This window comes from Klebsiella sp. CN_Kp075 (genome assembly GCF_040065055.2).
Lineage (GTDB): Bacteria > Pseudomonadota > Gammaproteobacteria > Enterobacterales > Enterobacteriaceae > Klebsiella > Klebsiella aerogenes.
Genome location: NZ_CM198050.1, coordinates 3,709,535 through 3,733,158, shown reverse-complemented (window position 1 = coordinate 3,733,158; position 23,624 = coordinate 3,709,535). Strand labels below are relative to the sequence as shown.

General features: G+C 56.2%; 26 protein-coding genes. 13 read left to right on the top strand and 13 right to left on the bottom strand.

The window, feature by feature from the left end:
* Window positions 1–3: 3 nt before the first annotated feature.
* From galE to modE, 3 genes are all read right to left on the bottom strand, one after another.
* A complete protein-coding gene (gene galE / locus ABLV78_RS17875; protein ID WP_045364697.1) occupies window positions 4–1,020 on the bottom strand; it encodes a UDP-glucose 4-epimerase GalE in 1,017 nt (338 codons plus the stop codon).
* A gap of 206 nt (window positions 1,021–1,226) precedes the next feature.
* On the bottom strand, window positions 1,227–2,702 hold the full coding sequence (gene modF / locus ABLV78_RS17870) for a molybdate ABC transporter ATP-binding protein ModF (RefSeq protein ID WP_047049197.1): 1,476 nt from the start codon (window positions 2,700–2,702) through the stop codon (window positions 1,227–1,229).
* A gap of 67 nt (window positions 2,703–2,769) precedes the next feature.
* Complete coding sequence (gene modE, locus ABLV78_RS17865; RefSeq protein ID WP_047049194.1) at window positions 2,770–3,558, bottom strand: molybdenum-dependent transcriptional regulator ModE; 789 nt, start codon at window positions 3,556–3,558, stop codon at window positions 2,770–2,772.
* 150 nt (window positions 3,559–3,708) lie between these two features.
* On the opposite strand from modE, the gene ABLV78_RS17860 reads away from it, so the two are divergent.
* The 4 genes from ABLV78_RS17860 to modC all read left to right on the top strand — a co-directional run bounded on the left by ABLV78_RS17860 (window position 3,709) and on the right by modC (window position 6,510).
* The gene (locus tag ABLV78_RS17860) at window positions 3,709–3,858 is read left to right on the top strand and encodes an AcrZ family multidrug efflux pump-associated protein (RefSeq protein ID WP_045395091.1); all 150 of its coding nucleotides are present in this window, start codon (window positions 3,709–3,711) and stop codon (window positions 3,856–3,858) included.
* Window positions 3,859–3,986: 128 nt separating this feature from the next.
* Window positions 3,987–4,763, top strand: a complete 777-nt coding sequence (modA, locus tag ABLV78_RS17855) for a molybdate ABC transporter substrate-binding protein (RefSeq protein ID WP_045395081.1) — start codon at window positions 3,987–3,989, stop codon at window positions 4,761–4,763.
* Window positions 4,760–5,449: a molybdate ABC transporter permease subunit gene (modB, locus tag ABLV78_RS17850; protein WP_015367643.1), complete on the top strand. Its 690-nt coding sequence runs from the start codon at window positions 4,760–4,762 to the stop codon at window positions 5,447–5,449. The genes modA and modB overlap by 4 nt, the downstream gene beginning before the upstream one ends.
* A 2-nt stretch (window positions 5,450–5,451) precedes the next feature.
* Window positions 5,452–6,510, top strand: coding sequence for a molybdenum ABC transporter ATP-binding protein ModC (gene modC, locus ABLV78_RS17845; RefSeq protein ID WP_045395080.1), 1,059 nt, complete (start codon window positions 5,452–5,454; stop codon window positions 6,508–6,510).
* Here the strand turns inward: modC and ABLV78_RS17840 are convergent, their stop codons facing one another.
* The gene (locus ABLV78_RS17840) at window positions 6,511–7,329 is read right to left on the bottom strand and encodes a pyridoxal phosphatase (protein WP_047049191.1); all 819 of its coding nucleotides are present in this window, start codon (window positions 7,327–7,329) and stop codon (window positions 6,511–6,513) included.
* A gap of 184 nt (window positions 7,330–7,513) precedes the next feature.
* On the opposite strand from ABLV78_RS17840, the gene pgl reads away from it, so the two are divergent.
* Window positions 7,514–8,509, top strand: coding sequence for a 6-phosphogluconolactonase (gene pgl / locus ABLV78_RS17835; RefSeq protein WP_015367640.1), 996 nt, complete (start codon window positions 7,514–7,516; stop codon window positions 8,507–8,509).
* A 61-nt stretch (window positions 8,510–8,570) separates the two neighbouring features.
* Here pgl and ABLV78_RS17830 read toward each other — a convergent pair whose 3' ends face one another.
* The 3 genes from ABLV78_RS17830 to ycgZ form a co-directional block, all read right to left on the bottom strand.
* The gene (locus tag ABLV78_RS17830; protein ID WP_045395077.1) at window positions 8,571–8,837 is read right to left on the bottom strand and encodes a biofilm development regulator YmgB/AriR family protein; all 267 of its coding nucleotides are present in this window, start codon (window positions 8,835–8,837) and stop codon (window positions 8,571–8,573) included.
* A 47-nt stretch (window positions 8,838–8,884) separates the two neighbouring features.
* Complete coding sequence (locus ABLV78_RS17825) at window positions 8,885–9,187, bottom strand: YnaE/YdfK family cold shock protein (protein ID WP_045395090.1); 303 nt, start codon at window positions 9,185–9,187, stop codon at window positions 8,885–8,887.
* 65 nt (window positions 9,188–9,252) lie between these two features.
* Complete coding sequence (ycgZ, locus tag ABLV78_RS17820) at window positions 9,253–9,498, bottom strand: regulatory protein YcgZ (protein ID WP_015367637.1); 246 nt, start codon at window positions 9,496–9,498, stop codon at window positions 9,253–9,255.
* Window positions 9,499–9,807: 309 nt separating this feature from the next.
* On the opposite strand from ycgZ, the gene ABLV78_RS17815 reads away from it, so the two are divergent.
* Complete coding sequence (locus tag ABLV78_RS17815; protein ID WP_047049188.1) at window positions 9,808–11,019, top strand: diguanylate phosphodiesterase; 1,212 nt, start codon at window positions 9,808–9,810, stop codon at window positions 11,017–11,019.
* A 156-nt stretch (window positions 11,020–11,175) separates the two neighbouring features.
* On the top strand, window positions 11,176–11,910 hold the full coding sequence (locus ABLV78_RS17810; protein ID WP_015704784.1) for a MerR family transcriptional regulator: 735 nt from the start codon (window positions 11,176–11,178) through the stop codon (window positions 11,908–11,910).
* A gap of 53 nt (window positions 11,911–11,963) precedes the next feature.
* On the opposite strand, the gene ABLV78_RS17805 is transcribed toward ABLV78_RS17810, so the two are convergent.
* Both ABLV78_RS17805 and ABLV78_RS17800 read right to left on the bottom strand, forming a co-directional pair.
* The gene (locus ABLV78_RS17805; RefSeq protein WP_045395089.1) at window positions 11,964–12,518 is read right to left on the bottom strand and encodes a helix-turn-helix transcriptional regulator; all 555 of its coding nucleotides are present in this window, start codon (window positions 12,516–12,518) and stop codon (window positions 11,964–11,966) included.
* 28 nt (window positions 12,519–12,546) lie between these two features.
* The gene (locus tag ABLV78_RS17800; RefSeq protein ID WP_045395075.1) at window positions 12,547–12,759 is read right to left on the bottom strand and encodes a biofilm development regulator YmgB/AriR family protein; all 213 of its coding nucleotides are present in this window, start codon (window positions 12,757–12,759) and stop codon (window positions 12,547–12,549) included.
* 391 nt (window positions 12,760–13,150) lie between these two features.
* On the opposite strand from ABLV78_RS17800, the gene blc reads away from it, so the two are divergent.
* Window positions 13,151–13,684 carry an outer membrane lipoprotein Blc gene (gene blc, locus ABLV78_RS17795; RefSeq protein ID WP_047049185.1) on the top strand — a complete coding sequence of 178 codons (534 nt, stop codon included), beginning with the start codon at window positions 13,151–13,153 and terminating at the stop codon, window positions 13,682–13,684.
* Here the strand turns inward: blc and ABLV78_RS17790 are convergent.
* The 4 genes from ABLV78_RS17790 to ABLV78_RS17775 all read right to left on the bottom strand — a co-directional run bounded on the left by ABLV78_RS17790 (window position 13,681) and on the right by ABLV78_RS17775 (window position 17,022).
* Window positions 13,681–14,475, bottom strand: coding sequence for an anti-sigma factor family protein (locus ABLV78_RS17790; RefSeq protein ID WP_047049182.1), 795 nt, complete (start codon window positions 14,473–14,475; stop codon window positions 13,681–13,683). The genes blc and ABLV78_RS17790 overlap by 4 nt on opposite strands.
* On the bottom strand, window positions 14,472–15,005 hold the full coding sequence (locus ABLV78_RS17785; RefSeq protein ID WP_045395072.1) for an RNA polymerase sigma factor: 534 nt from the start codon (window positions 15,003–15,005) through the stop codon (window positions 14,472–14,474). The genes ABLV78_RS17790 and ABLV78_RS17785 overlap by 4 nt, the downstream gene beginning before the upstream one ends.
* An 18-nt stretch (window positions 15,006–15,023) precedes the next feature.
* On the bottom strand, window positions 15,024–15,563 hold the full coding sequence (locus tag ABLV78_RS17780) for a tetratricopeptide repeat protein (RefSeq protein WP_047049178.1): 540 nt from the start codon (window positions 15,561–15,563) through the stop codon (window positions 15,024–15,026).
* A gap of 175 nt (window positions 15,564–15,738) precedes the next feature.
* Entirely contained in the window at window positions 15,739–17,022 is a 1,284-nt protein-coding gene (locus tag ABLV78_RS17775) for a putative acyl-CoA thioester hydrolase (RefSeq protein ID WP_045395070.1), read from the bottom strand.
* A gap of 213 nt (window positions 17,023–17,235) precedes the next feature.
* On the opposite strand from ABLV78_RS17775, the gene hutI reads away from it, so the two are divergent.
* The 5 genes from hutI (at window position 17,236) to hutH (ending at window position 23,598) form a co-directional block, all read left to right on the top strand.
* Entirely contained in the window at window positions 17,236–18,495 is a 1,260-nt protein-coding gene (gene hutI / locus ABLV78_RS17770; protein ID WP_165430633.1) for an imidazolonepropionase, read from the top strand.
* Window positions 18,492–19,448 carry a formimidoylglutamase gene (hutG, locus tag ABLV78_RS17765; RefSeq protein WP_047049171.1) on the top strand — a complete coding sequence of 319 codons (957 nt, stop codon included), beginning with the start codon at window positions 18,492–18,494 and terminating at the stop codon, window positions 19,446–19,448. Before hutI ends, hutG begins: the two co-directional genes overlap by 4 nt.
* Window positions 19,449–19,509: 61 nt before the next feature.
* On the top strand, window positions 19,510–20,235 hold the full coding sequence (locus ABLV78_RS17760) for a histidine utilization repressor (RefSeq protein WP_045395067.1): 726 nt from the start codon (window positions 19,510–19,512) through the stop codon (window positions 20,233–20,235).
* Window positions 20,236–20,377: 142 nt separating this feature from the next.
* Window positions 20,378–22,066 (top strand): urocanate hydratase, encoded by a 1,689-nt coding sequence (hutU, locus tag ABLV78_RS17755; protein ID WP_015367623.1) that lies wholly within the window; start codon window positions 20,378–20,380, stop codon window positions 22,064–22,066.
* Window positions 22,063–23,598, top strand: a complete 1,536-nt coding sequence (gene hutH / locus ABLV78_RS17750; RefSeq protein ID WP_015367622.1) for a histidine ammonia-lyase — start codon at window positions 22,063–22,065, stop codon at window positions 23,596–23,598. Before hutU ends, hutH begins: the two co-directional genes overlap by 4 nt.
* Window positions 23,599–23,624 lie beyond the last annotated feature (26 nt).

The following is a 23,624-nucleotide window of genomic DNA, read 5'->3' as shown; positions in this document are numbered from 1 at the left end:
CGATTAGTCCGGATAACCCTGCGGATGACGGGACTGCCAGTGCCAGGTGTCCTGCGCCATTTCGTCAAGGTTGCGCGTCACGCGCCAGTTCAGCTCGCGGTCGGCTTTGGCGGCATCAGCCCAGTAGGCTGGGAGATCGCCATCGCGGCGCGGCGCGAAGTGATAATTAATCGGTTTACCGCAGGCTTTGCTGAAGGCGTTGACCACGTCCAGCACGCTGCTGCCGACGCCTGCGCCAAGGTTGTAGATATGCACGCCGGCTTTATTCGCCAGTTTTTCCATGGCGGCGACGTGGCCGTCGGCGAGGTCCATCACGTGGATGTAGTCGCGCACGCCGGTGCCGTCTTCGGTCGGGTAGTCGTTACCGAAAATCGCCAGTGATTCGCGACGGCCAACGGCAACCTGCGCGATATACGGCATCAGGTTGTTCGGGATACCCTGCGGATCTTCGCCCATATCGCCTGATGGATGCGCGCCGACCGGGTTGAAGTAGCGCAGCAGCGCGATGCTCCAGTCCGGTTGGGCTTTCTGCAGGTCGGCGAGGATCTGCTCAACCATCAGTTTGCTTTTACCGTAGGGGCTTTGCGGGGTACCGGTCGGGAAACTTTCAACATAAGGGATCTTTGGCTGGTCGCCGTAGACGGTCGCGGAGGAGCTAAAAATAAAGTTTTTAACGCCAGCCGCGCGCATAGCGGAAACTAATTTCAGTGTACCGGTGACGTTATTGTCGTAATATTCCAGCGGCTTGGCGACGGACTCGCCGACGGCTTTCAGGCCGGCAAAATGGATCACCGCTTCAATGGCGTGATCGTGCAGAATTTCCGTCATCAGCGCTTCATTACGAATATCGCCTTCGACAAAGGTGGCTTTCTTGCCGCCGAGACGTTCAATGACCGGCAATACGCTGCGTTTACTGTTGCAGAGATTGTCGAGAATAATCACATCATGTCCCTGCAGCAGCAGCTGTACGCAAGTATGACTTCCAATGTAACCGCTACCACCTGTGACCAGTACTTTCATGATTCGCTCCAATAGGCTTATCGTGTGAGAAGAAGATAGCATACCAAAGAAGGCAAAAGTGTGACACAGGCTAAAATAGTGGAATCGTTTACACTTGGTGCAGCATTAAGACTGATTTTATATAATCTTTTATAAAACAGTTAGTTGTTGTGATTTTTGGTTATTTCTCTGAAAAAATACAGGGATCCGCAGACCCCTGTATAGCGCTATTCTGCCAGCGTGCCGAGGTGGTAAGTGTAACCGTCTCCACTACGAATAAACTCCAGACGGTGGGTAATGCAGTCAGGGGCATCTTCGGCATGATGCGATACAAACAGCAGCTGCGTGGCCCCTTCGCCAATCAAAACATCAACGAAACGACGTACCAGTTGACGATTCAGCGGATCTAAACCCTGTAAAGGTTCATCGAGTATCAGTAAGGTCGGGTGTTTAACCAGCGCGCGAACGATCAGCGCCAGCCGCTGCTGTCCCCACGACAAACTATGGAACGGGGCGTCGGCGGTGCGTTTATCAATGCCCAGAATATCCAGCCAGCGCTGAACCAGCTTGTGCTGTTTATCAGAGACCGCCTGATAAATGCCGATCGAATCAAAATAGCCGGAAAGGATCACGTTACGCACGTTAGTGCTGACGCGGTATTCCAGATGCAGGCTGCTACTGACATAGCCAATATGTTTTTTGATATCCCAGATGGTCTCGCCGCTGCCGCGGCGGCGGCCAAACAGCGTCAGGTCGTTGCTGTAACCCTGCGGATGGTCGCCGGTGATCAGGCTCAGCAATGTGGATTTGCCCGCGCCGTTGGGACCGACAATTTGCCAGTGTTCGCCGGGATTCACCGTCCAGCTTAGCTGATTAATGATCGCTTTATCGTTATACGACACCGTGCCGTCGTTAAGAATGATAAGCGGAGCGTTCTCCGCTAAGTCGTGCCGCGCGGCGGGAGCATCCGGTTCCGGGAGCGTCATGCCAGTAAGCTTCTCGCTGTGCGCCAGTTGGGCAATCAGCGCCTGTTGCAGTAAGGCCTGTTTCTCGCCGATTTCGCTCAGCGTGCAATCCGCCAGCACGCCGGCATATTCAATAAATTCCGGGATCTCATCAAAGCGGTTGAGAACCAGTACCAGGGTGATGCCATCCTGATGCAGGCTGGCCAGCAGGTCGGCCAACTGTTGGCGAGAAGCGACATCCAGGCCATCAAACGGTTCGTCGAGGATCAGCAGGTCGGGATCGCTCATCAGCGCCTGACAGAGGAGCGTTTTGCGGGTTTCGCCCGTCGACAGATATTTAAAGCGCCGCGTCAGCAGGTGGCTAATACCAAACTGCTCCGCCAGCCGGGCACAGCGTTCCGGGTCGCGTTTTTCATCTTCGATGATTTCTGCGGTAGTGCGTCCGGTGTCTTCTTCGCCGGGGCTAAGCATATCGGTGTTGTTGCGTTGCCACTCGTCGCTGACCAGTTTCTGCAGCTGTTCGAAGGAGAGGCGAGTCGTACGCTGAAATGTGCTTTCGCGCTGCCCGTTGAGTAGAGTCAGTTCGCCGGCCAGCGCTCTGGCCAGCGCCGATTTACCGCTACCGTTACTGCCGACGAAAGCCCAGCTTTCGCCAGCACGTAGCGTGAGGCGATCGATATATAAGGTTTTTATATCGCTAAGGCGAAACGTGCCTTGCGAAATTTGCAATGATGACATTGTGTATCCCACTTTTTGCAGCGTTGTACTTCAGGGATACGTCTTCACGGCAATAAAGTCAATGCCATTAGCATAAGGTTGCCAGAATGATGCGATCGGCATTGAAGTAAGCGATCGCCTGCGCGCCCTCCTGCAAACCGTCAATTTGCGCCGTTGACAGCGTGGCGCACAGGTTTTGCCCATCCGGCAACGCCATGATGACTTCACACCGATCCGGGCCGCGTTCAATGCGGCTAATGCGCCCGGTAAGCTGGTTGTCCGCCTGCTGCGCCACGGCGTTATCCAGCGTGATGCCGACCCACGGCGCTTTCAGCAACACCAGCACTTCCTGGCCTTCATCGAGCCCGAGACGGTCGGCGCTTTGTGCGGTAATGGCGACTTTAAAACGGGTTTGGCCGTCCGCCAGCAGCACGTCGACATGTTGCTGTACCTGCTGGTGGTCGCGACCGGTGATGGTGCCGAACCACTGGTTGCGGGCGCTGGTTTGTAACGAGAAGCGGGAAATCGCCGCCAGCAAACTGTCGAGGGGCAGGGCGTCATCGTCGCTTAGTACGTCGAAGGCTTTTTGTTGAATCTGCGCCAACAGATCGTACAACTGAATCAACCGCTGGCCATAGCGGGTCAGCACCGCGCCGCCGCCGCCTTTACCGCCGGTGGCGCGGTCGACCAGCGACTGTTCGCTGAGCTGGTTCATTTCGTTGATCGCATCCCATGCGCTTTTATAGCTGATACCGGCGTTCTTCGCCCCCTGGCTAATTGAGCCAGTCCGATCGATCTGCTTGAGTAGGGCGATCCGGCGAGGATCGGCGAACAGGCGCTGCTGAAGTTTAAGCGTAAGAAGGATTTCGGCCTGCATAATCAATTCCTGACGTAAAAAGCGTATTGTGAACGATAGCGCCTATCTTGCAACAGCCATCTGCCGCGGCGGCGAGGCACCGCACAAATGGGGCGTGTTTTTCCGGCCAAAATGGTTACAATGAAATATTCGTACTATCTGGAGCCAACCATGTTAGAGCTGTTGAAAAGTCTGGTATTTGCTGTCGTCATGGTACCTGTGGTGATGGCGGTCATCCTCGGTCTGATTTACGGTCTCGGTGAAGTGTTCAACCTTTTCTCCGGCGCCGGTCATAAAGACAGCAGCCAGCAAAACCACTGATTTCCCCAACGCCCGGCCCGCCGGGCGTTTTCTTTTGTCCCCATCCTGATTACCCCTAATTGGCGCTGTGAAATTCTCACCATAGTCGTTATATTATTCATTACATAACGAATAAACAGGAGTTTCCAATGGCAGGTCAATGGTCGCGTTTACTTACCGGGGCGGTATTAACGCTCTGCGTTTCTGGTCATGCGCTGGCGCAGGACGGCAAAATAACCGTTTTTGCCGCGGCGTCGTTAACTAACGCTATGCAGGATATCGCCCAGGCGTATAAAAAAGAGCGTCATGTCGAGGTGGTTTCTTCCTTTGCCTCTTCCTCCACGCTGGCGCGCCAGATTGAAGCCGGCGCGCCTGCCGATCTATTTATTTCTGCGGATCAGAAATGGATGGACTATGCCGTAGACAAAAAATCAATCGATACGGCTTCCCGCACCACGCTGCTGGGCAATAGCCTGGTGGTGGTGGCGCCGAAAGCCAGCGATCGCGGCGATATCGCCATTAATGATAAAACCGACTGGGTCAGCCTGCTGCAAGGCGGGCGTCTGGCGGTCGGCGATCCGGATCACGTGCCGGCGGGGATCTACGCGAAAGAAGCGCTGCAGAAACTGGGGGCCTGGGAGACGTTGTCGCCGAAGCTCGCGCCGGCAGAAGACGTGCGCGGCGCGCTGGCGCTGGTGGAGCGCAACGAAGCGCCGCTGGGCATCGTCTACGGCTCTGATGCCGTCGCCAGCAAGGGGGTTAAAGTGGTGGGCACCTTCCCGGAGGATTCGCACAAAAAAGTCGAGTATCCGCTGGCTATCGTTGATGGGCATAAAAATGCTACCGTAACCGCGTTTTACGACTACCTCAAAGGCCCGGAAGCCTCGGCTATCTTTAAACGTTACGGATTCACCACACAGCAATGATTTTAAGCGATCCCGAATGGCAGGCGGTACTGCTGAGCCTGAAAGTTTCATCCCTGGCGGTGGTTTGCAGCTTACCTTTTGGGATCTTTTTTGCCTGGCTGCTGGTGCGCCGCCATTTTCCCGGCAAAGCGTTACTCGATAGTATTATACATCTACCGCTGGTGCTGCCGCCGGTGGTGGTCGGCTATCTGCTGCTGATTTCCATGGGGCGGCGCGGCTTTATTGGCAGTTGGTTATACGACTGGTTTGGTCTGACTTTCGCCTTCAGCTGGCGGGGGGCGGTACTGGCGGCGGCGGTGATGTCATTCCCGCTGATGGTGCGGGCGATTCGCCTCGCCCTTGAAGGGGTGGACGTAAAGCTTGAACAGGCGGCGCGCACCCTCGGGGCTAATCGCTGGCGGGTATTTTTCACCATCACGCTGCCGTTGACTCTGCCGGGCATTATTGTCGGTACGGTGCTGGCTTTCGCCCGTTCGCTGGGGGAGTTTGGCGCGACGATCACCTTTGTCTCAAACATTCCTGGCGAAACGCGCACCATTCCTTCCGCGATGTATACCCTGATTCAAACGCCAGGCAGCGAAGGCGCCGCCGCGCGGTTGTGCATCATCTCTATTGTCCTGGCGCTGGTATCGCTGCTGGTCTCCGAATGGCTGGCGCGCCTTAGCCGTAAGCGGATGGGAAAATAACTATGCTGGAGCTCGATTTTAGCCAGACGCTGGGCAACCACTGTCTTGAAGTACATGAAACCTTGCCCGCCAGCGGCATTACCGCAATTTTCGGCGTCTCGGGCGCGGGCAAAACCTCGCTGATTAATGCGATCGGCGGGCTGACGCAGCCGCAGCAGGGGCGCATTGTGCTCAATGGTCGGGTACTCAATGACGCGCGACAGCGCATCTGCCTGGCGCCGGAGAAGCGGCGCATCGGCTATGTGTTTCAGGACGCGCGGCTGTTTCCTCACTATAAAGTGCGCGGCAACCTGAAATATGGGATGGCCAAAAGCATGGCCGCGCAATTTGATAAGCTGGTGGCGTTGTTGGGCATTGAGCACCTGCTTGAACGACTGCCCGGTAGTTTGTCTGGCGGGGAAAAACAGCGGGTGGCGATTGGCCGCGCCCTGTTGACCGCGCCGGAATTGCTGCTGCTGGATGAGCCGCTGGCCTCGCTGGATATTCCGCGCAAGCGCGAATTACTCCCCTATTTACAGAGACTGGCGCGCGAGATCCATATCCCGATGCTATATGTCAGCCACTCGCTCGATGAAATTCAGCACCTGGCCGATAACGTGCTGGTGCTGGAGGCGGGGAAAGTGAAGGCGTTTGGCGATCTCGAAACGGTCTGGAGCAGCAGCGTGATGCATCCTTGGCTGCCGCAGGAGCAGCAGAGCACAATTCTTAACGTCTCGGTGATCGCGCAGCATCCGCAATATGCGATGACCGCGCTGGCGCTGGGCGATCAGCAACTATGGGTTAATCAACTGGCGCGGGAGCCGGGCGAAGCGGCGCGTATTCGTATTCAGGCGTCGGATGTGTCGCTGGTGCTGGAGCATCCGCGACAGACCAGTATCCGGAATATTCTGCGCGCACAGGTTGTTGGCTGCGTGGAAACCAACGGTCAGATTGAGGTACAGCTTACGGTCAGCGGCAAAACGCTATGGGCGCGAATTAGCCCGTGGGCGCGGGATGACCTGGGTGTCAGCCCAGGCCAGTGGCTGTATGCGCAAATTAAGAGCGTGTCGATCGCGGCCTGATTACAGCAAGTTACGATTGATAAAGTCGGCGATGCTGGTGGTTTCGTTTTCGCCGATCACCACCTTGGCCCGCGCTTTTACTTCCTCAACCGCGTTACCCATCGCCACGCCGGTCCCGGCGGCTTCCAGCATGCTGAGGTCGTTGTAGTTATCGCCAAAAGCGATAACGTCCTGCATGGATAATCCTTGCGCGGCGACCCACTGCGCCAGGCGTTTGCCTTTACTATTGCCGGCGCGGGCGATATCAACCTGATCGTGCCACGACCATTCGCATTCCAGGCCCAGTTTCTGGCCGACGGTCTGCGCGAAGGCCTGCAGTTTCGGGATATTTTCGTCGGTAAGGGCGAATTTCCATACCGCTTGTACTTCACGCGCCGCCTGCGCCAGAGAATCCACCTGGGTGAAAACCGGGCGTTGTTCAACCGGCAACGACTGCGCCCAGTTAGTGGTGCGGATCACGTGGCCGGTCGGACGTTCATAAAGCATGGCGTTATCGACGTACATCAGACCGTGAATATCGTGTTCGGCGAGCATGTTGGTCAGGCTGAGGGCTTTATCCACCGGCATCGGATCGGCCTCGAGAACCTTTTTTGCATGATAATCATACAAATAAGTACCATTACAACAAATTGCAGGTGTATCGAGAGCCAGTGCCTGATAAAAAGGATGGATAGCGACGTGATGTCGGCCGGTTACGACGATCACCTGATATCCAGCCTCCCGGGCGCGAGCCAGCGCATCGAGCGACGCCGGAAGAATCGTTTTTTTCGAGGTCAGTAGGGTGCCGTCTAAATCGAGGGCGATCACGCGTGAGGTCATGTGTTGGTTCCGGTAAATGATGAAAAGTTGTCTTCCATGATGGTACACGGCTTCGTCTCAGGGGCAAATTTTTCAGCATCTACCGTTAAAAACGTCTATACCATTCATCGTTGCGTCGCGCGCCGGATGAAATGTATAACGATGTCCACGAGCAGTTTCACGAGCAGTGAGGAAAGGAGTAGTCATGAAACAAACCGTATATACCGCCAGCCCGGAGAGCCATCAGATTCACGTCTGGAGCCTCAATGCTGAGGGAAATCTGACATTGGTTCAGGTTGTTGATGCCCCGGGCCAGGTGCAGCCGATGGTGGTAAGTCCGAACAAAGAGTATCTCTATGTCGGCGTTCGTCCGGAGTTTCGCGTCCTGGCTTACCGCATTGCGCCAGATAATGGCGCGCTGACTTTCGCCGGTGAAGCTGCGCTGCCGGGGAGCCCGACGCATATCTCCACCGACCATCAGGGCCGTTTTGTTTTTAGCGCTTCCTACAATCAGGGTTGCGTGAGCGTGACGCCATTGATTGACGGCCTGCCGGGCGAAACGGTCACCGTCGTCGAGGGGCTGGAAGGCTGTCACTCGGCCAATATTTCGCCGGACAACCGCACGCTATGGGTACCGGCGCTGAAGCAGGATCGTATTTGCCTGTTTAACCTGAGCGACGACGGCTATCTGGCCGCACAGGAGCCGGCGGAAGTCACTACCGTTGAAGGCGCCGGTCCGCGGCATATGGTGTTCCATCCGAACCAGCAGTATGGCTACTGTGTGAATGAACTGAACAGCTCCGTTGACGTGTGGGAGCTTAAAGATCCGCACGGGAAAATTGAGTGCGTGCAGACGCTGGATATGATGCCGCCAGATTTCACCGGCGTGCGCTGGGCTGCGGATATTCATATTACGCCGGATGGCCGTCATCTTTATGCCTGCGATCGTACCGCCAGCATTATCACCATCTTCAGCGTTTCTGAAGACGGTAGCGTACTGTCTATTGAAGGCTATCAGCCGACCGAAGCGCAGCCGCGCGGCTTTAATCTCGATCACAGCGGTAAGTATTTGATTGCCGCCGGGCAGAAATCGCATCATATCGCAGTATATGAAATTGCCGGCGAGCAGGGGCTGTTAAAAGAGAAAGGGCGTTATGCCGTTGGTCAGGGACCGATGTGGGTAGTGGTTAACGCGCATTAATGTGCTACTGATAGAATAAAAAACCTCGCGCCGCGAGGTTTTTTTATTCGGACTGACAGGCTTAAATATCATCCATCGTATAGCCGACGACAATTTCCAGCGTCTTGCGAATCACATCCGCGGTGACCACGTTATCGGTGGTTTCCAGGGCATTGATCAACCATAAAATAAGCGCCTTATTGCTCAGATGCCCATCTGAGCTGAGGATGCTGTCGATTGCCAGCGACATTACCGCAGATTCATCGACTAATTTATCTCCGGCGGCGCGGAAATATTCTGAGAGCGCTCTATCCTGCAGTCCTGCGTAAATATCTGATTGCTGATGCATAGTCTGTCTCATCATATTCTCACTTGTTTATTAAACTTGATTGGGGATCAGTGTATTTTTTTACCCGTCGGTTCGACGTTACCATCCACAACAACGGCTCTGTTTTCCCACTGGCCGTTAATCTTTTTAATGACCGGAGCGTGATTGCCGCGCGTCGTGAGTCTGACGCTAATTTCATCAATAACGGCAATAATTGCATTCCTTCGCTGGTGGTTCGTTTCCGCTGCCTGCATTAACCGAAGTTTGACTAGCAGCGTCGGAATATTAATTGGCCGGTTTGTTTTAAGAAGGGATAAAACCGCCTCGCCAATAATCTCATCGCTAACCCGTTCTGATTGACTGCTTTTCATCATCGTCCCTCTGCATGCCTCGTTGTTCCTGTAAGCCAGGTCAGGTGCAGGCCGACAGTCAGCGTTTACTCCTGACGCTCAAACAGCAGGCCAATCAACGTTTGATAATGATTTTCTTCTTCCGGAGCTCGTGCGACGTCAAGACGGCTCAGTAACTTGGTGCAGAGCGCTTTGCGGTTTAAATGCCGCCCTTCGGTGAGTATGTCCATCACGATTTCGCCCAGCGTCTCCTGCTGGGAAGGTAACGATGCTTTGTTGAAATACTGGGCTATCGCGTTCGCTGTATCTGGAATGTAACCATTCTGCTGCATATGCGCTCCTTTAATTTCACTCATCTGTTAACTGTGAGTAAACTTATACAATAATCTGTAACTTGTACATAGAGTGTTGCGCAATAAATTGTGATTTGAGTATAGTTTATTGAAAACTAACGATAAATTTGTTGTTTTTTTATTTTGTGTAAAATTGCGATGAGGATTCTAAGCGTGACAGTTTGTACAAGATTATACGGCCTGGCGGCGTTGTGTGTTCAATTTTTGTTAATATAAATACTTGTTTCGCAAGACGTATCGAACAGTAACTGCTACTGTGAATGCTTATACCTCTCATCTGGAATCGCTATGCTCACCACCATCATTTATCGCAGCCATATCTGCGACGATGTCTCATTCAAATCGCTCGAGTCGATGGTTGCTGCGGCTAACGAGAGAAATGGTCAGGCGGATGTCACCGGTATTTTACTTTTTAACGGTACGCATTTCTTCCAACTCATTGAGGGACCGGAAGAAAACGTACAGCAAATCTATCGGCATATTTGCGCGGACCCGCGTCATTACAATCTGGTGGAGCTTTTGTGCGATTACGCGCCGTCTCGCCGCTTTGGTAAGGTCGGCATGGAGCTGTTTGATTTAAGGGAACACGATCGCGACGCGGTATTACAGAACGTGCTGGATAAGGGGACGACAAAATATCAGCTGACTTACGACGACCGGGCGCTACATTTTTTCCGTACCTTTGTCGAAGCGACGGAAAAAGAGAATTATTATGAAATTCCGTCAGCTGATAGCTGGGATTTTACTGCTGATGAGAGCTCGTTTTACCCGGCCGCGCCCTGTATCGACCGCGCTGAATCATGTTGTTTTGCTTTTCAGCCGGTGGTTGACCCTTTTGCCTGTGAAATAGTCTCCTGGGAAGCGCTGCTACGCACCGTTGACGGAGAGCCGCCTGCGGCCTATTTTGCCGGTTTGTCCAGCGATGAGGTTTACGTCGCGGATTTGCAATGTAAACGGGTTGCGTTGGCCATTGCCGGTAAATTAGGCCTGCGTGAACGTACGCTGACCATCAACCTGCTGCCGATGACGCTGGTGAAAGTGGCGGATGCGGTGCCATTTCTGCTAACGGAAATTCAGCGCAACGATCTGATCCCGGAACAGATTATTGTTGAATTCACCGAGCGTGAAGTGATCTCGCGGATGGATGAGTTTACCGATGCCGTACGCAAATTGAAGGGGGCGGGAATTCGCGTCGCTATCGATCACTTTGGCGCCGGTTTTGCCGGGCTATCGCTGCTGGCGCACTATCAACCGGATCGAATTAAAATTGATCAGCAGCTGATCCGCAACATCCATCGTGACGGGCCGCGTCAGGCTATCGTGCAGGCGATTATTAAATGCTGTCACTCGCTGGAAATTTCCGTATCGGTGGTTGGCGTTGAGCAGGCGGAGGAGTGGATGTGGCTGGAGGCGGCGGGTATTTCTCATTTTCAGGGAAATCTGTTTGCCAGTCCGCGACTGGGTGGCCTGCCGGCTATCGCCTGGCCGGGGAAAATATGATCCATTCTGAGATAGCGTAAACGCACTTTCATCCTTTTTCCCGCAAGCTGTGAGCTGCAACCTGATATCTTTATCTGTACAAGAAAAGAGAGTTGTACAGTATGCCTAAATTCGTTAGTTTAGGCGCTAAAGTATCAGGTTGAGAAAAGGCGGCTTATGGCTTTTTACAGTATCGGTGAAGTAGCCGAGCGTTGCGGAATCAATCCGGTCACCCTTCGAGCCTGGCAGCGGCGTTATGGTTTGCTGAAACCGCAGCGTAGCGAAGGCGGGCACCGTCAGTTTGATGAAGAAGATATTCAGCGAATCGAAGAAATTAAGCGCTGGATAGAGCGTGGCGTTTCAGTGGGCAAAGTGAAGGCGCTGCTTGAAGGCCAGCTACCTGCCGCCCGTGACGAATCCGCACAGTTGCAGGAAGAGATGATGAGTATCCTGCGCTATATGCAGCCGGCAAAAATCCGCGCCAAAATCACCGCATTAAGCCATCAGCATCCCGTCGACACCCTGCTTGATAGCCTGTTCGCGCCGGTGCGCCAGCGGCTGAAACTCGATCAAAATACCTCAATGGTCATTAGTAGCATGTTGGATGGCATATTGATTGATTGCGTGGCGCTGTTTTTAGCGGAATCGCGTAAAAAAAATGGTAAGGAGACGCTGCTGGTGGGGTGGGGGAATGAAGACCGCACCGGCCTATGGCTGGAAGCCTGGCGCCTTTCTCAGCGTGGCTGGCACGTCAACGTGCTGGCGGAACCGTTAGAATCTCCTCGCCCGGAGCTGTTTCCTGGGCAACATATCTTCGTCTGGACCGGGCGCCCCGCTTCGCCGCTGCAACTGGAGCTGCTGGGCCACTGGCAGGAACAGGGTTTCAGTATTCACTTCCACGGTAACGAATAAAAAAACCTGCCTTTTAAGTGAGGCAGGTTTCTGTTTGCTCACGCCACGCGCGCTTACAGATGGATTTGACTCCAGGACTTAAATGTTTCGCTACGGCTGATATTAAAGAAATCTGTCCTGCCGCTGCAGCCAAGTTTTTTTATCAGATTCAAGCGGATTTGATAAATTGTCTTAATATGCAAATTTAGCGAGCGACCAATACTGGCAATGGCTTCGCCATTACTGATGAGCTGAATGACTTTCTTTTCTCGCTCGGTAAACTGTATCAGTTCGCCAGGAGAAGTATGCGATTTATAATATCGGGTCGGTTGATTGAGAAATGTTTTTAATTCAGCAGGGGTCGATCTGGCGGGGATGCGTAACATTGGCAGTTCGCTAAGGAAATTAAGATCGTTGCCTTCAGTTAATAAAACAAAAACCGTCTCCCGGCGATTGTATTTATGCTGTAATACCGAAAAATAACTGTCGCTGGTAAAAAAGACATGTTTTTTACTGAAGCATCTTTCTGGCAGCGTACGCAGAATGAGGCTGATGCCGCTCAGAAGATAGTGGTTGTCAATCCACAGGTCATAGCGTTCGGAACAAATGTGCGTGTGTTTACTGAACATTTTGGTCTCCACGAAGCGGATGGACGGATTAATGATGAACACCACAGCGCAGAATATCCAGCGCCTGTAAATAGAGGTCGGCAAGGATTTCATTACTTTCTATTTGTAACCGTTGATTAATCTCGCTAATTAATTGAAGGTCATCCACGGTTTTATTTTCCTGCAATAAGCTATTTTCAATGTTTTTCAGCAATGCGCAGTTAGCTATAAACTGCACAGGGATCGTATTTTTAATATGCATAACCCTGAATCTCCCACGCGATAAATAAAAGCCGCTGGCGTAAACGATTTGCACATCGTTTACGCCAAAACATTGCGGACAGGCAACGGTAAAGCAGGAACCACCTCAAAATAACCGCGGCGTTGGCGCAGAGTGCTGACCCGAGCGCGCGCGTAAAATCGAGCTACCCGTCAACTATAGACGCTCAGGGAAAAGTTGTACAAATTTCTGCGAATTAATTTGTACAAATTAGCGATGGGTTAATGTGTTTTTGTTTATATTGTTGATATGTATGATTTTTATTTTCTTCTTTCTTGTACAGGCCAGGCGGTAAATCTCTCTGAAAAACGACGAATGCTCTCTGCGCGGGGTTATACTTGTCTGCCAGGAAAGAGAAAAAGGAGGGAATGCGATGAAACTATGGCCAATTCTGACCGGGGTTGCGGTATCGCTGGCGTTAGTCGCCTGTAAGACTCCCACGCCGCCTCACGGAGTAAAACCGATAAACCACTTTGACGCCAGCCGCTATCTGGGGCGCTGGTATGAAGTCGCGCGCCTGGAAAACCGTTTCGAACGAGGTCTGCAGCAGGTAACGGCAACTTACAGCATGCGTGATGACGGCGGCATTCGCGTACTTAATCGAGGATTTGACCCGCGAAACAACCGCTGGCGCGAAAGCGAAGGCAAAGCCTATTTCACCGGCGCTTCCACCACGGCAGCGCTGAAAGTCTCGTTCTTCGGTCCCTTCTATGGCGGATATAACGTGATCGCGCTCGACGAGGATTATCAATACGCGCTGGTGAGCGGGCCAAACCGCGACTATTTATGGCTGCTTTCGCGCACCCCGGATATTCCGTCCCACATCCGACAGCAGTACCTTGCCCTGGCCGCTGAGCTCGGTTTTGCGGTTAACAAACTGGTCTGGGTGCGGCAGGCGAAGGCTTAAACTATCGCCTGCCGCAGGGTGTGCGCCGCATCGTTGAGCGCGGGTGTTGGCATACGGCCGATTAACGTAAACTGGTAGCCGCCGTGGTGCCACCAGCGCAGGTTCATGCCCTGACGCTGCTCATTTTGCGGCGGCGAGGCGGTTTGCCTGGCGGCGGGTGAAATACACAGCGCGACCGGGCCGTAACCGGTATGCAGCCAGAGAATTTGCGTGATCGAGGTACTTTCGTAGCGCAGCATACGGACCATTTTCAGCTCCGCCTCAGGTAAGGCGAGCTGACGTCGTTCTAGCAACAGTCCTGTATCCTGCGCCGAACGACGCAGGCCACGGTCGAGCATCTCAGGTGAATTATCAACATCGGCCACGGTTTCCGCGCTATATAGCGACATGTACTGGGCTTCAAGACGGCGAATATTCTCGTCATCGTCCTCCTGCGGCGCAGGCCGCCAGAAGTAACTTGTTGCGCTACCGATAACCAACAGGCCCAGTGAGGCGGCGATCAGCGCGCGGCGGCTGAAGCGCGCCTGATTTTGCGCTTCAATTTCCGGCGCGGCGAGATAGGGCGCCAGTTTCGCCTGCATCCGCGCCACGGGCGCTTCATCAAGCAGGGCGGCGAAAGCATGTTGATAAGGCTGATGATTATTCATCAACGTGGCGGTGCGGTTGGCGAGCTGCGGGTCGCGGGCAAAGGTTTCGCTAAAACGGCGGGCGTCCTCCGCGCACATTTCGCCATCAAGCCAGGCGACAATGGCCTCGTCCTGCCAGGGTGGGGAAAAGCGAATAGGGTTCATGAGCGTTTCTCCTGCGCCGGGGGGGAAATCGCCGGCGTTTTGGCCAGCGTTTCCCGCGCGGCGGCCAGCCGACTCATAATGGTGCCAATAGGTACCGATAGCGTCTCGGCGGCTTCCTGATAACTAAACCCCTCGACATACACCAAAAAGACGGCATTACGCTGCGCCTCGGGCAGTTGATTAACCCGCAGCATAAGTTGCCGATAGCGCCACCGCGTATCGTCCTGTTCGCCCGGCTCGGGGGCGGCCAGCTCCTCACACTCGACAAACCCCTGGCCGAGGCGGACCTGGCGGGCGCGCAGCTCTGAAATCCAGATTGAGTGCAAAATGGAAAATAGCCACCTGTCGATGCGGGTGCCGGGGGTAAACTGCGCGCTCTTTTCGAGCGCGCGAAGGCAGGTGGCCTGCACCAGTTCCTCGGCGACGTCGCGGTTGTGCGAGAGTACGAGGCCGTAGCGCCACAGGCGAGGAAGATGGGCGGCCAGTTGGCTATCAACGATACGGTTAGCGATGTTCTTATCCTTATTGATTCTGGCGAATCACGACTATCAGGATTCAGGATGTCCGTTTATTGCCGACTGAAGATCGCGGTACTCTTCGCAGCTTTGGCCGCAAATGCCGGCAATCGCCGCCAGCTGCTGCTTAGCCAGATCGGGGCGTCCTTTAACCATCCATGCTTCGCCAAGGTATTCGCGGGCTTTCGCGTAGTCCGGTTTCAGCGCCAGCGCCCGCTGATAATAGCCAATTCCTTCATCGGTTCTGCCGAGCTTACGCGTGGCGTAGCCGCGATAGTTCCACGCCTCAGGCGTATTGGCGTTGTGCAGCGTATCCAGCAGGTTAAGCGCGGCCTGATATTCCCCTTTTTTCGCCAGATGCCAGGCATAATTGGTTTTATCTTCATCGCTAAGGCTGCTGGTTTTTTGCGGAACGCATTTTTGGCTCACGCTGTCGTAGGCTTGACCGCTCGGGCAATCCGGGGTTTGTTTGCTCGGGCTGTTATCGCCCATGGCCAACGCCGCCGGGGTATATAACAAAAATAGCAGCGCCGGAACGACTAAGCGCCTGATGGGAGAAATTTGTGCGTTCATGGTGACCTCCAGGAGGGCGAGAGACGCGATAAAGCATCGCGTTGTCGGTTCTGAGGAGTAAACGCGCGAGCGGGAGGATTTATTCGCCGTTGGCGAAAATTATTAATTGGGGTTGTGGTGAGAGTATGCGTTAACAAGAAAAACCCGCGCCTGGGGAGAGCGCGGGCCGATAATATTACTGTTTCGGAGCGGCAACCACAAAGCTGCCCACGCCGCGGTTGTTATATTCCCACATGCGGTTGAAGCCGTTGTCGTTAAGGTTACGCTGCGGGTTGCCTTTATCATCCTGCGCGCCAACGTTACCGCTGAAAGCGCGGTTAGAACCGACCGCCGCCGCCCATGGTTGAGCAATATTAAAGCCTTCATTGATGACGCTATCGCGAATCACCACCTGGCCATTGCTGTTGCCGTCGACGTCCAGCGCGCGGCCAAGCTGCGCGACGTTATCGCCGGACGCGGTGAAGCGGCTGTTGGTCGCCAGGAAGCCGTAGGTCATGCTTTTCAGCGTTGCCGGCGCGAAAACGTAGGCTTCTTTCTGCGTACGCGAGTTCACGACGCGGAAATCGGTATTATCGAATACCACCGCGCCGCGACCGGAAACGATATCCACATCGCCTTCAATATAGCTATTGGTCACCAGCGTGCGGGTCTGACGGTTGTCCTGCAGACGGTTCTGCACGCCGCTATTGGTCACAAAGAAGGTGTTCTGGCGGCCAAGAATGTTGACCTTGTTGATCTGCACCTGGTCGCCATCGCTGCGCAACGCCACCGCCTGGTGGGTACCGGCATCGACGCTATCGCCGAGATTGTTGGCGATAGTCAGGTTCTGCAGCTGCAGGCCATTGTTCTGCGACCAGAAGACCGCGGAACACATCACGCCCACGGTGGCGGCGGATTTGCTCTGGCAGCTGTCGAACATATACCACGCGGGCTTGCCCGGCATGTATTTGCCGCCCGGATTGACCAGGTGACGCCAGCTATTGCGGTCCATTTCGGAATCAATCGCTTCGCTGATTTTGACGTCGGCAGGGTTTTCACCGGTACCATAAATGGTCAGCGCGCCTGGCGCGGCAGGCACATAGACGGTACCCGCATATTCGCCCGGCATAACGGCGATGAACAGGCGACGCGCGGAGTGACGGGCAATCGCCGCATCGACCGCGGCCTGAATAGTCGTGTGGGTCACGCCCTGGGCGCCCGCCGGGCCGACGATGAAATCAGGCTGCGCCGGCAGGCTGATCGCGGATGGCGTCCACGCGGCGGCATTCGGCGTCAGCGACTGGAAATAAGCTGCCTGAGTGAAGTTTTTCGCTTCATCGGCGCTAAGAATTGGCCGTGCGGTATTGCCCGGTGCAGTCTGCGTTGAGGGCTTTTGATCGGCAGGCGTCGAGCTACAGGCGGACAGCGTCACGCCGAAGGCCAGCGCCAGCGCCAGACGGGAAACGGAATATGTGTTCATGTTGCTCCGGGCGATAATATGCAAAGTTACATACCCTTTGTGCGCGACAGGGTATAAGTCCTTTAAAACCTGCTGTTTTATACTAACTTGAACGAAACGGGAAGATGCCAGTTCAAAAACTTCACTTCTTTACGCAATACCTGGTGACAGTGGAACGTTTGTAGTCACAAAAAAATAACATTTACCCGCGCTTTTATTGACATTACCGGCGTTATGAAAATAAATGTCTATACAACCCATGACAAGTTGAACGCTATGACTGAAGCCACCTCTGAACTCGTTATCTGGCGAAACGCGCGTCTCGCCACCCTGAACCCTGATTATTCCCAACCGTACGGCCTGCTGGAGCGCCATGCGCTGCTGGTGCGTAACGGCCGCATTGAGGCGATCGTCGACGATGCTGATGCCCCGGCGGGGCGTCGTATCGACCTCCAAGGCCGGCTACTGACGCCGGGCCTCATTGACTGCCACACTCACCTGATTTTTGGCGGTAGCCGGGCTCAGGAGTGGGAGCAGCGGCTGAACGGCGTGTCGTATCAAACCATCAGCGCCAACGGCGGCGGCATTAACTCCACCGTGCGCGCCACGCGCGAAAGCAGCGAAGCAGAACTACTGGCGCTGGCGCAGCCGCGTCTTGCTCGCCTGCTGCGTGAAGGGGTGACAACGCTGGAGATTAAATCAGGCTACGGTCTCGATCTGCAAAACGAACGCAAAATGCTGCGGGTCGCCCGACAACTGGCCGACGACAATGGCGTAGAACTGTCGGCGACGCTGCTCTCCGCCCACGCCACGCCGCCGGAATATCATGGCGACGCCGATGGCTATATCTCGCTGGTCTGCGAGACCATACTGCCGACGCTGTGGCAAGAGGGACTGTTTGAAAGCGTTGACGTCTTCTGTGAAAACGTCGGCTTCAGCCCACAGCAAACCGAGCGCGTCTTTCAGGCCGCGCAGGCGCTGGGCATTCCGGTAAAAGGCCACGTTGAGCAGCTCTCGTCGTTGGGCGGCGCTCAGCTGGTGAGCCGCTATCACGGGCTTTCCGCCGACCATATCGAGTATCTGACGGAAGAGGGCGTGGCGGCGATGCGCGAAAGCGGCACCGTGGCAGCGCTGCTCCCCGGCGCGTTTTACTTCCTTAACGAAACCCGCAAACCGCCGGTGGAACTGCTGCGCAAGTACCAGGTGCCGATGGCGGTGGCGACTGATTTCAACCCGGGCACCAGCCCCTTCGCTAGCCTGCATCTGGCGATGAACATGGCCTGCGTCAAGTTTGGTTTAACGCCGGAGGAGGCCTGGGCCGGGGTGACTCGCCATGCCGCGCGGGCGCTGGGGCGACAGGAGAGTCATGGTCAGCTGGCGGCGGGCTTTGTCGCAAACTTCGCTATCTGGGATGCCGAGCACCCGGTCGAGATGGTGTATGAGCCGGGGCGCGCGCCGCTCTGGGGGCGCGTGGTACGAGGAGAACTGCAATGATGCTGTGGCAAGCTACGCCCGCCAACCTTTGGCAGGGGCGTGATGATAGCGCGGAAGCGCCCAATGCGCTGCGCCTGTTCCAGACCATCGCCCGCGCGGAACGCTTCGCGCCGCAGGAGATGCCCGGCGATATCGCGCTGCTCGGCTTCGCCTGCGACGAAGGCGTACGGCGTAATAAAGGTCGTACCGGCGCCGGACATGGTCCGGAAACGCTACGCCGGGCGTTGGCCAATATGGCCAGCCATCAGGGCCATGACCGCTGCGTGGATATGGGCACGATTAGCGTCGACGGTGAACAGTTAGAAGCCGCGCATCAGGCGCTGCGGGAGGCGGTGGCCGCCTGTCAACGCGCCGGCAAACGCACGCTGGTGCTGGGCGGCGGCCACGAGACGGCCTTCGGCCACGGCGCTGGGGTACTGGATGCCTTCCCGGGCGAAAACGTGGGCATTATTAATCTCGACGCGCATCTGGATTTACGCTTTGCCGAATGCGCCAGCTCCGGGACGCCGTTCCGCCAGCTGGCGCTGGAGTGTGAGGCGCAGCAGCGAGGTTTTCACTATACCTGCATCGGCGTGAGCCGGGCGGCGAACACCCAGGCGCTGTGGGATGAAGCGGCGCGCCGCCAGGTGGCTATCGTTGAGGATCTGGAGGTGCTGGAGGCCTTCGAAACTCGCGTGTTGCCGGAGCTTGAGCGCAATATCGCGCAATTCGACCGTCTGTATCTGACTATCGATCTCGACGTGCTGCCGGCGCGCGAAATGCCGGCGGTTTCCGCGCCAGCGGCGCTGGGCGTGCCGCTGGCGACCCTGCTGCGGATCGTAGAGCCGTTGTGCCGCAGCGGTAAGCTACAGGCGGTGGATTTGGTCGAGTTTAATCCGCAATTTGACATCGACGGACAGGGCGCCCGCGCGGCGGCCCGTCTGGCATGGCAAATCGCCCATTGGTGGCGCTAGCGATCCGCGCTATTATTTTCGTTTCGCCGCTCCGCTTATTACGCATAAGGAAAGCCAGGCCATGTTTGCACAACAACCTCGTTCCGCGCCCGCGCCTTTCTATGAAAAGGTGAAGCAGGCGATCAGCGAAAAGATCCACCGCGGCGAGTGGCGTCCGCACGACCGAATTCCCTCGGAGGCTGAACTGGTCGCCCAGTTCGGCTTCAGCCGCATGACCATCAACCGCGCGCTGCGCGAACTGACGGATGAAGGCTTGCTGGTGAGGCTACAGGGAGTCGGTACCTTCGTCGCCGAGCCGAAAGGGCAGTCGGCGCTGTTTGAAGTGCGCAGCATAGCCGATGAGATTGCCTCCCGTCGCCACCAACACCGCTGCGAGGTGCTGCTTTTAGAGGAGACCGAAGCGGATGTTATCCAGGCGGAGGCGCTCAACGTCGCCGAAGGCACGCGCATTTTCCATTCGCTGATGGTGCATTTTGAAAACGAGGTCCCGGTACAAATCGAAGATCGCTGCGTCAATGCCGCGGTGGTGCCGGACTATCTATTACAGGATTACACCGCCACCACGCCGCATGATTATCTGTCGCTCATTGCGCCGTTAACCGAAGGCGAACATATCGTCGAGGCGGTGCAGGCGACGTCAGAAGAGTGCGCGCTGCTGCGCATCATGCCGCACGATCCCTGCCTGCTTATTCGCCGCCGCACCTGGTCGACGACGCATATTGTCTCACACGCTCGCCTGCTGTTCCCCGGCGCGCGCTACCGCCTGCAGGGCCATTTCAGCTCGTAATTTACCCTGGCGTCAGCAAAACGTGATTGCTGACGCAATATAACAAAATTGTATCATTTCTGTTAAATCCTGGCTTGCGTAGAGTTGTATAGACAAGTATATGTATCTACGTACACAACGTTAATTGTCAGGAGAAACCCCGATGTCGCAAAGCAAATATCGCCAGCTGGACGTACGTGCCCCGAGAGGCACGACGCTTACCGCCAAGAGCTGGTTGACCGAAGCGCCGCTGCGTATGTTAATGAATAACCTCGATCCCGATGTCGCCGAAAACCCGCATGAGCTGGTGGTCTATGGCGGTATTGGTCGCGCTGCGCGCAACTGGGAATGCTATGACGCTATCGTGAAGGCGCTGAAAAACCTGGAAAGCGATGAGACCCTACTGGTGCAGTCCGGTAAACCGGTCGGCGTATTTAAAACGCATGAAAACTCGCCGCGCGTGCTGATCGCTAACTCCAACCTGGTTCCGCACTGGGCCACCTGGGAACACTTCAACGAACTGGATGCCAAAGGGCTGGCGATGTACGGCCAGATGACCGCCGGCAGCTGGATCTACATCGGTAGCCAGGGCATCGTACAGGGCACCTACGAAACCTTCGTCGAAGCCGGTCGCCAGCACTATCAGGGCAGCCTGAAAGGCCGCTGGGTGTTAACCGCCGGTCTGGGCGGCATGGGCGGCGCGCAGCCGCTGGCCGCGACGCTGGCGGGCGCCTGCTCGCTGAACATTGAATGTCAGCAGAGCCGCATCGATTTCCGTCTGCGTACCCGCTACGTGGATGAACAGGCCACTTCTCTGGATGACGCCCTGGCGCGCATCAAAAAATATACCGCCGAAGGCCGCGCTATCTCCATCGCGCTGTGCGGCAACGCCGCGGATATCGTTCCGGAACTGGTGAAACGCGGCGTGCGCCCGGATATGGTCACCGACCAGACCAGCGCCCACGACCCGCTGCACGGCTATCTGCCGAAAGGCTGGAGCTGGGAAGAGTATCAGCAGAAAGCCGAATCCGATCCGCAGGGCACTATTCTGGCGGCCAAACGCTCGATGGCCGACCACGTTCAGGCGATGCTGGCCTTTAATGAAATGGGCGTACCGACCTTCGACTACGGCAACAACATCCGCCAGATGGCGCAGGAAATGGGCGTCAGCAACGCCTTCGATTTCCCGGGCTTCGTGCCGGCGTATATCCGCCCGCTGTTCTGCCGTGGTATCGGCCCGTTCCGTTGGGTGGCGCTGTCCGGCGATCCGCAGGATATCTACAAAACCGACGCGAAAGTGAAAGAGATCATTAAAGATGATAAGCATCTGCACCACTGGCTGGATATGGCGCGCGAGCGCATCAGCTTCCAGGGACTGCCTGCGCGTATCTGCTGGGTAGGTCTGGAGTGGCGGCAGAAGCTGGGGCTGGCCTTTAACGAAATGGTGCGTAGCGGCGAAGTCTCCGCGCCGATCGTGATTGGCCGCGATCACCTTGATTCCGGCTCCGTCGCCAGCCCGAACCGCGAAACCGAAGCCATGCGCGACGGCTCGGATGCGGTATCCGACTGGCCGCTGCTCAACGCACTGCTTAACACCGCCAGCGGCGCGACCTGGGTGTCGTTGCACCACGGCGGCGGCGTAGGCATGGGCTTCTCGCAGCACTCCGGGATGGTTATCGTCTGTGATGGTACCGATGAAGCGGCGGCGCGTATCGCTCGCGTCCTGCATAACGACCCGGCGACCGGTGTGATGCGTCATGCCGATGCGGGTTACGATATCGCCATTGAATGTGCGGCGGAACAGGGTCTGAATCTTCCGATGGTTGCGGCAACGCAGGGGAACGCTAAATGAAATCTTTAACGCTAATTCCGGGGCAACTGAGCCTGTCGCAGCTCCGCGACGTTTACAGCCACCCGCTGAACATTACCCTCGATAGCAGCGCGTTTGCGGCAATCGATGAGAGCGTGGCCTGCGTTAACGCCATCCTTGCCGAAGGGCGGACCGCCTACGGTATTAACACCGGTTTTGGCCTGCTGGCGCAGACCCGTATCTCGACGGAAGATCTGGAGAATCTGCAGCGTTCGCTGGTGTTATCCCATGCGGCGGGCGTTGGCGAGCCGCTGGACGATGACCTGGCGCGCCTGATTATGGTGCTGAAGATTAACAGCCTGTCCCGCGGCTTCTCCGGGATCCGCCTGAGCGTGATCCAGGCGCTGATTGGCCTGGTCAATGCCGGCGTGACGCCGTGGATCCCGGCGAAAGGTTCCGTCGGCGCCTCCGGCGACCTCGCGCCGCTGGCGCATATGTCGCTGACGCTGCTTGGCGAAGGCAAAGCGCGGGTACGCGGCGGCGAATGGCTGCCGGCGACGGAAGCGTTACGTCAGGCGGGGCTGGAGCCGATTACCCTGGCGGCGAAAGAAGGTCTGGCGCTGCTGAACGGCACCCAGGCGTCGACGGCTTTTGCGCTGCGCGGCCTGTTCGAAGCCGAAGATCTGTTCGCCTCCGCGGTCGTTTGCGGAGCGTTAACCACCGAAGCGGCGCTGGGTTCGCGTCGACCGTTCGATGCACGTATTCACGAGGTGCGCGGCCAGCGTGGCCAGATTGATGCGGCGGCGCTCTATCGCCATCTGTTGACCGATGACAGCGCGATTTCGCAGTCGCACCATAACTGCGCCAAGGTGCAGGATCCGTACTCTCTGCGCTGTCAGCCGCAGGTGATGGGCGCCTGCCTGACGCAGATTCGTCAGGCGGCTGAGGTGTTGTTAGCCGAAGCGAACGCGGTCTCCGATAACCCGCTGGTCTTTGCCGCCGAAAATGACGTCATCTCCGGCGGTAACTTCCATGCCGAACCGGTAGCGATGGCGGCGGATAATATCGCGCTGGCGATCGCGGAAATCGGCTCGCTCTCCGAGCGCCGTATCGCGCTGATGATGGACAGCCATATGTCGCAGCTGCCGCCGTTCCTCGTCAAAAATGGCGGCGTCAACTCCGGCTTTATGATTGCTCAGGTCACGGCGGCGGCTTTGGCCAGTGAAAACAAAGCGCTGTCGCACCCGCATAGCGTTGACAGCCTGCCAACATCCGCGAACCAGGAAGACCATGTTTCCATGGCGCCGGCTGCCGGTCGTCGCCTGTGGGCGATGGCGGAAAACACCCGTGGGGTGCTGGCCGTCGAGTGGCTGGCGGCGGCGCAGGGGCTGGATATGCGCGAAGGGCTGACCACCAGTCCGCTGCTGGAAGAGGCGCGTCATCTGCTGCGCGAACGCGTGCCGCATTATACCCAAGACCGTTTCTTCGCTCCTGATATTGAAAATGCCACCGAGCTTTTGGCCGCACGTCACCTGACGCGTCTGCTGCCTGCCGTATTGCCTGGCCTGAATTAATCACCGTTGTTCTCTGTACCCGCGTC